The following is a 6,072-nucleotide window of genomic DNA, read 5'->3' on the forward strand; positions in this document are numbered from 1 at the left end:
TCGACGGCGTCGGCGGCGTCCGGCTGCTGCGTCGGATGATGTCGGCCGACCCCGATGCCCGCGACATGCTGCCCCCGTGGGCGGTCGGCACCCACGGCCCCGACCAGTCGGGGCTGCCGCCGCGGGCGAAGCCGTCCAAGGAGCTCGTGGCCTCTCCGGGCCTCAACCCGGTCGGGCTCCTCACCGACGGCGTGCGCAGCGGAGCCTCTGTAGCCGGGTCGCTGGTGCGCACCTACGCCGAGACGCTCACCGGCGCCGGCAACGACGAGCGCGCCACCCCGTTCCGAGCGCCCAAGTCGCTCTTCAACGGCCGCATCCACACCCCGCGCCGCTTCGCGACCCAGCACTACTCCATCGAGCGGATGAAGCTCGTCGCCAAGGCGGCCGACGCCAGCCTCAACGACGTCTTCCTCGCCATCTGCGGCGGCGCCCTGCGGCGCTACCTGCTCGAGCAGGACAAGCTGCCGCAGGCGTCGTTGACCGCCAACGTCCCGGTCTCGGTGCGCGCTCACGAGGGCGCCAAGGTCGGCAACGCGGTGACCTTCCTCTACGCCCAGCTCGGCACCGACATCGCCGACCCGGTCGAGCGGATCGCGCGCATCAAGGCCTCCACCCGGCTCGGCAAGGAGCGACTGCCGCAGGTCGGGCAGAACGCGATGGACGCCTACACCGCCGTGCTGATGCTGCCCTTCCTGAGCCAGGCGATGCTCGGCTTCGGCGGCCACGGCCATCCGGCGTCCAACCTCGTGATCTCCAACGTGCCCGGCCCCGCCGAGACCCGCTACCTCGATGGCTCGCCCATGGAGGAGATCTTCCCGGTGAGCCTGCTCTTCAACGGTCAGGCACTCAACATCACCGCGGTCAGCTATGCCGGTGAGTTCAACATCGGCTACACCGGCGACCGCGACTCCGTGCCGAGCCTCCAGCGCATCGCCGTCTACTCCGGCGAGGAGCTCGACGCGCTGCAGGAGTCGCTCGGGATCTGAGCCCGACGCTCATCCCGGCTCGTGGGCCGTAGGCTCGACCCGTGGCGATCGCTCTGGGACTCCTGGCCGCGACGCTGGCCGTCGGCCTGGGCGCCGCGCTCGCCGTCGTACGGCGTCAGGGCCACCAGCTCGACGTGGCCCGCGCCCGCATCGACCAGCTCGAGGCCGACCTCGACACGGCCCTGCGACCACGCCCCGCGGCCAGCGTCACCGAGCGGGCCGTGGCCCGGGTCGTGCGAAGCGTCGGCAAGGTCCGCGAGCACGGCCTGACCGGGCTGCTCCAGTCGTCCATCGACGACCTGCAGGCCTGGGCCGACTCGGAGGAGCAGGAGATCCGCTCGATGGCCGACTCCGCCGGCCGGGTCACCCTGCTGTTCTCCGACATCGAGGACTCCACCCCGCTCACCGAGCGCCTGGGCGACGAGGTGTGGGTGCGGGTCCTGGCGGCCCACGACGCGCTGGTGCGTGCTCGCGTCGAGCGCTATCGCGGACAGGTCGTCAAGACGTCCGGCGACGGCTTCATGGTGGCCTTCCGCGACGCCGAGGCCGCCTGCCGGGCCGCCGTCGGGATCCAGAAGGACCTACGTCGCACCCTCGACCCCCGACTGCGGGTCATCGCTCCGGTGAAGGTGCGCATCGGCATCCACACCGGTCCGGTGATCTCGCGCGACGGCGACTACTTCGGCCGCAACGTCGTGATGGCTGCCCGGGTGGGCGCGCTGGCCACCGGGGGCGAGGTGCTCGTCACCGACGCAGTGCACGAGAGCCTGGACGACGACGCGGCCGTCACCCTGGTTGAGATGGGCGAGGTCGAGCTCAAGGGCCTCCCCGGTGACCACCTCGTGTGGCGGGTGCTGGTCCAGTGAGTGTCCAGTGAGTGTCCAGTGAAGCTCCTCTCCGGCCAGGACCCCTGCCCCTGCGGGTCCGGCAGCACGTACGACGGCTGCTGCGGACGTCTGCACCGCGGGCCCGACCTCGCCGAGACCCCCGAGGCGCTGATGCGTTCGCGCTACACGGCGTACTCCTTGGGCAACGACTTCGGCAACGCCTACGTCTTCCGCACCTGGCACCCGCGCACCCGGCCCGACGACGTCACCACCGATCCGGGGCTGGAGTGGACGGGCCTGCGGATCCTGCGCGCAGACGACGACATCGTCGAGTTCGCCGCCCGCTACAGCTATGGCGGCGTCGACCGGGTGCTCCACGAGACCAGTCGGTTCGAGCAGCGCGCCGGACGTTGGGTCTACGTCGAGGCGATCACGGAGAGCAACGGCGCGTAGGCCTCGGGGTCGAGCTGCTCGTCGGAGAGCGCGCGGAAGATCAGGGCGCGCAGCAGCGCTTGTCGCTCCGGTCCCGACTGCCGGGGCTCCACGACCGACAGCGGCGCCCCGAACCACGTGACCAGGTCGACGACCGCGACGGCCTCGGCCCACTGCACGGGGCGCCACGCCGGCGAGACGTCGATGACGAGCGGAGCACCCTGCCGGTCGAGGAGCACGTTGCCGGCCAGGTCGGCGTGCACCAGCTGCTCCGTCCCGAGCGGCACGTCGCTCAGGTGTGGTGCCACCCGGTCGACGACGTCGGCCGCCGGAGTGCCGGCTGCCGCCGCGACCATCTCCTGCGTCGGGCCGAAGGCGACCCGCTCAGCCCGTGCCCAGCGGTCCTCGCGCTCGTGGAGCCGCGGTGGCCGGGAGCCGACGGCGACGGCGAGGTGCGCGTGCAGCGACCGACCGGCCGCGAGGGTCACGTCGAGGTCCAGGCAGGTGACGGCCTCCGGCTCGTAGCGGCAGGCCGCCCACCCGTTGACGACCCACGACCCGTCTCGCGCCGGGACCGGCATCGCCACCCGCAGGTCACGCGCCCGTCGTCCGGGATCCTCGTCGAGGCGGACCGCAAGGCGCGCCAGCACCGGGCTCAGCCACGCCTGCACGGTCTCGTCGCGGCCCGGGCTCAGGACCAGGTCTCCGGCGCGGTACGTCGAGCCGCTCCCGCCCGGCAGGTGCGTGACCACCTCGGGCACGGCGAAGAGGTCCAGGACATGGGCCGGTGGAGTGATCATCGGCTCAGCGGCGGTCGCGGAAGACCGGGTCTCGGCCCTCCTTGCGGGCCAGGGTCGCTTCCTCGAAGTTGTCGGTGAGCAGGCGGACGTAGAGCTGACCGAGCCCCTCGGAGGTCACGTGCGCCTCGAGCGACGTGGCGGCGAGCCCGGCCTGGATCGACTTCTTGGTCAGCTCGATCCCGGGCTGCGAGAGCGCGGCGATCCGCCGTCCGGCCGCGAGCGCCACGGCGAGGACGTCGTCGTCGACCGAGGAGACCAACCCGATCCGCGCGGCTTCCTCGGCGCCGACGTCGCAGCCCGTCAACATCATCTCGGCGGCCCGCGAGGTGCCGATCGCGCGCGGCAGCAGAAAGCTGAGCCCCAGCTCGCTCGCGGTGAGGCCGTTGTTGATGCCGGCCGCGCGGAAGTATGCCGTCGGCGCGGCGTAGCGCAGGTCGCAGGCGAGGGCGAGGCAGAGCCCGCCACCGATCGCGGCGCCGTTGACCGCGGCGATCACCGGCTGTGGCAGCCGCCGGATCGTCAGGACGACGTCCTCGAGCAGCCCCATCGCGCGCAGCGCGTAGGAGACCGGTGGGAGTCCTTCGACCCCCGGCGGCACACCGGCCGACTCCTGGTCGGCGCCCGAGCAGAACCCGGCCCCCGCTCCGGTGACGACCACGGCACGCACCGACGAGTCCTCGCCCGCCTCGCGCAGGGCGTCACGGAACGGCACCATCACGTCGAACGACATCGCGTTCATCCGCTCCGGACGGTCGAGAGTGATGACCGCGACCCCGGGGTCGGGTCGCTCGACGCGCACGAAGCCGGGGCCGCTCACCGTGACGTCACACCGTCAGCAGGACGGACGAGCCGTGGCCGAAGAGGCCCTGGTTGGCAGAGATCCCGACCTTCGCGCCCGCGACCTGACGATCACCGGCCTGGCCGCGCAGCTGCCAGGTGAGCTCGCAGACCTGGGCCAGGGCCTGGGCCGGGACCGCCTCGCCGAAGCAGGCGAGACCGCCGCTCGGGTTGACCGGGATCCGGCCACCGATGGTGGTCTCACCGGCACGCAGGAGCACCTCGGCCTCGCCCTGCTTGCACAGTCCGAGGTCCTCGATCCAGTCGAGCTCGAGAGCGGTGGAGAGGTCGTAGACCTCGGCCACGTCGACGTCCTCGGGCGAGATCCCGGCCTCCTCGTAGGCGGCCAGGCCGATCGACTGCTTGAACGTGTGGTCGGGCACGCCGACCGCGGCGCTCGGGTCGGTGGAGAGCATCGGCATGTCCATCACCGTGTTGGGGAACGTCGGCGTCACGGTCGACACCGCCGCCACGGTGACCGGCTTGGTGAGCCCCATCCGCTCGGCGTACGCCGCGCTGCACAGCACCACCGCGGCCGCGCCGTCGGAGGTCGCGCAGATGTCGAGCAGGTGCAACGGGTCGCAGACCACCGCGCTCGCTAGGACGTCGGCCGCCGACACCTCCTTGCGGTAGCGGGCGTTGGGGTTGGTGAGTCCGTGGCGCGCGTTCTTGACCTTCACCTGGGCGAAGTCCTCGCTCGTGGCGCCGTACAGGTCCATCCGGCGACGCGCGTACAGGGCGAAGTAGGCCGGGTTGGTCATGCCGAGCAGCCGGAAGCGCAGCCAGTCGGGGTCGTCCCAGCGCTCGCCGGCGTTGGGCTTGAGGAACCCCTTCGGCGTCGTGTCGGCGCCGACCACTAGCGCCACCTCGGAGAGCCCGGCGAGGATGCGGGTGCGAGCGGTGTCGATGGCCTGGGCCCCGGTCGCGCAGGCGGCGTACGACGTCGCCACCCGGGCGCCGTTCCAGCCCAGGGCCTGGGCGAACGTCGCGCCGGCGACGTAGCCGCCGTAGCCGTTGCGCACGGTCTCGCCGCCGACGACGTAGTCGACGTCGGTCCAGGCGATCCCCGCGTCGGCGAGGGCCGCGCGAGCGGCGTGGACGCCGTAGGTGACGAAATTCTTGCCCCACTTGCCCCACGGGTGCATCCCGACGCCCGCGACGGCGACCTGCTGCCCGCTCACTGGTCGGCCTCCTGCCCGAGCTCGACGACCGGCTTCCAGCGCCAGATCGTCCGCTCGGTCGCGCCCGCCTCACCCTGGTCGCCCGAGTCCTCGACGTACAGCGTCTCGACGACCAGCTCGGCCTCGGCACCGACCCGCAGGTCACCCACGCCGTACCCGTCGGCGACCTGGCCGAGCACCACCAGGCCCTCGGCCAGCTCGACCGCGGCCAGGGCGAAGGGCACGTAGGCGTCTCCGCTGCCGTGGGAGGGCGCGATGTAGGGCTCCGGCGGCTGGTACTGCGCGTCGGTGTAGCTCCAGATGCGGCCACGTCGCGAGAGCTCGACGGTGTCGAAGGACTCCCCCGCGCACGCGGGGTTGCGGCAGAAGCCCGCACCCCCGGCCGTGGGCGGGAAGTACGTCGAGGTGCAGGTGGTGCAGCGGGAGCCGAGCAGCGCCGGCGCCGAGCCGTCGCCGCCGGTCGTGAACCAGCCCTCGATCGCGGGGGTGGCGGTCATGGAGCCTCCAGAGCGCTTGAGTTGAGCACGTCAAAACTAGAACGTGTTCTTACTCTAGTGCTCCGGAGGCTCGGCGTCAGCCTCGGGCGAGATAGGTGAGCAGGTCCTGACGGGTCAGGACGCCGATCGGCTTGCCGTCCTCGTGGACCAGGACGGCGTCGGCGGTCTCGAGCATGCTCACCGCGGCCGAGGCTTCCTCGCCCGAGCCGATCGTCGGCAGCGGACCCGACATGTGCTGCTCGACCGAGTCGGTCAACGAGGCGGTGCCGGCGAAGAGCGCGTCGAGCAGCGCCCGGTCGGAGACCGACCCGGCGACCTCGGCCGCCACGATCGGCGGCTCGGCACGCACGACCGGCATCTGCGAGACGCCGTACTCCTGGAGGATGGCGACGGCCTCGGCGACGGTCTCGCTGGGGTGGGTGTGCACGAGCTCGGGCATCCCGCCGGACTTGCCGCGCAGCACCTCCCCCACGGTCCGAGTCGACGCGCCGGTGCCGCTGGCGAAGCCGTAC

The 6,072-nt window shown here is 72.2% G+C and carries 8 protein-coding genes; 3 read left to right on the forward strand and 5 right to left on the reverse strand.

Annotated elements, in window-relative coordinates:
* The 3 genes from VOI19_RS12090 to VOI19_RS12100 all read left to right on the forward strand — a co-directional run.
* Positions 1 to 986 (forward strand): WS/DGAT domain-containing protein (locus VOI19_RS12090; protein WP_323793212.1); only part of this gene is annotated, 986 nt, incomplete at its 5' end.
* 41 nt (positions 987 to 1,027) lie between these two features.
* Positions 1,028 to 1,852 (forward strand): adenylate/guanylate cyclase domain-containing protein, encoded by an 825-nt coding sequence (locus VOI19_RS12095; protein ID WP_323793213.1) that lies wholly within the window; start codon positions 1,028 to 1,030, stop codon positions 1,850 to 1,852.
* Positions 1,853 to 1,870: 18 nt separating this feature from the next.
* The gene (locus tag VOI19_RS12100; RefSeq protein ID WP_323793214.1) at positions 1,871 to 2,266 is read left to right on the forward strand and encodes a YchJ family protein; all 396 of its coding nucleotides are present in this window, start codon (positions 1,871 to 1,873) and stop codon (positions 2,264 to 2,266) included.
* Here the strand turns inward: VOI19_RS12100 and VOI19_RS12105 are convergent.
* The 5 genes from VOI19_RS12105 to VOI19_RS12125 form a co-directional block, all read right to left on the reverse strand.
* Positions 2,230 to 3,045, reverse strand: coding sequence for a hypothetical protein (locus tag VOI19_RS12105; protein WP_323793215.1), 816 nt, complete (start codon positions 3,043 to 3,045; stop codon positions 2,230 to 2,232). The two genes, VOI19_RS12100 and VOI19_RS12105, sit on opposite strands and share 37 nt — an antisense overlap.
* A 4-nt stretch (positions 3,046 to 3,049) precedes the next feature.
* Positions 3,050 to 3,862: an enoyl-CoA hydratase gene (locus VOI19_RS12110; protein WP_323793216.1), complete on the reverse strand. Its 813-nt coding sequence runs from the start codon at positions 3,860 to 3,862 to the stop codon at positions 3,050 to 3,052.
* Between the two features lie 7 nt (positions 3,863 to 3,869).
* Positions 3,870 to 5,063 carry a lipid-transfer protein gene (locus VOI19_RS12115; protein WP_323793217.1) on the reverse strand — a complete coding sequence of 398 codons (1,194 nt, stop codon included), beginning with the start codon at positions 5,061 to 5,063 and terminating at the stop codon, positions 3,870 to 3,872.
* Positions 5,060 to 5,560, reverse strand: coding sequence for a Zn-ribbon domain-containing OB-fold protein (locus VOI19_RS12120; RefSeq protein ID WP_323793218.1), 501 nt, complete (start codon positions 5,558 to 5,560; stop codon positions 5,060 to 5,062). The genes VOI19_RS12115 and VOI19_RS12120 overlap by 4 nt, the downstream gene beginning before the upstream one ends.
* 76 nt (positions 5,561 to 5,636) lie before the next feature.
* A partial coding sequence (locus tag VOI19_RS12125; RefSeq protein ID WP_323793219.1) for a CBS domain-containing protein occupies positions 5,637 to 6,072 on the reverse strand: 436 nt, incomplete at its 5' end.

This window comes from Nocardioides sp. (genome assembly GCF_034670285.1).
Classification (GTDB): Bacteria; Actinomycetota; Actinomycetes; order Propionibacteriales; family Nocardioidaceae; genus Nocardioides.